This is a genomic window from Oleiphilus sp. HI0086, from assembly GCF_001635225.1.
Map to the genome: position 1 here is coordinate 1 of NZ_LWFZ01001378.1, position 790 is coordinate 790.

Genomic DNA, 790 nt, shown 5'->3' on the forward strand with positions numbered 1-790 from the left:
CGACGAGCAGAAATGCAAATAAGGCCGTTAGGTAGAATATTGAGTAAGCAAAGGTTTTCATTGCGTGTTGGTCAGCACTGCAGCGATATAGCTTATAAGCGTGATAAATAAAGCCCAACCCTAAGGCTACCGCCCCGGCTAGATAGATTAAGCCGGTCATTTGTATGGCAAAGGGTATCAGCGTAACGGCAAGAAGCATACAAGTATAAAGTAATACCTGTACCTTGGTGAAAGGAATGCCATGAGTCACCGGAAGCATAGGGACATCAACTTTTGCATAATCATCGCGACGGCGAATGGCCAGTGCCCAGAAATGTGGTGGCGTCCAAATAAAGATAATGAGAAATAATAACAAGGCCTCGGTGTTAACTTCACCCGTCATCGCGACCCAGCCAAGAATCGGCGGTGCAGCACCGGCAGCACCACCCCAAACGATATTGTGCGGGGTAGAGCGTTTAAGAAACATAGTATAGATGACCGCATAGCCAATAACGCAGATGAAGGTTAGTAGCGCGGTAAGCTGGTTCGTTGTCGCAAGTAAAATCGCCATAGAGAGTACGCACAAACTTAGCGCAAAACTCAGAGCTGCCTTGGATGACAGGCCTCCAGTCGGAATGGGGCGTCCCTTGGTTCGCTCCATCGTGGCATCAATTTTTTGATCCACCCAGTGATTGATTGCAGCGCCAGAAGCTGCAGCCATACCTATGCCGAGTGAGGCAAAGAATAAGGTGTCGAGGGGCACCATGCCAGGGGAGGATAAAAGCATCCCAACGATGGCGGTAAAAACAAT

General features: G+C 48.9%; 1 protein-coding gene. It reads right to left on the reverse strand.

The window, feature by feature from the left end:
* Positions 1 to 790 (reverse strand): heme o synthase (gene cyoE / locus A3756_RS23620; RefSeq protein WP_082865466.1); only part of this gene is annotated, 790 nt, incomplete at both ends.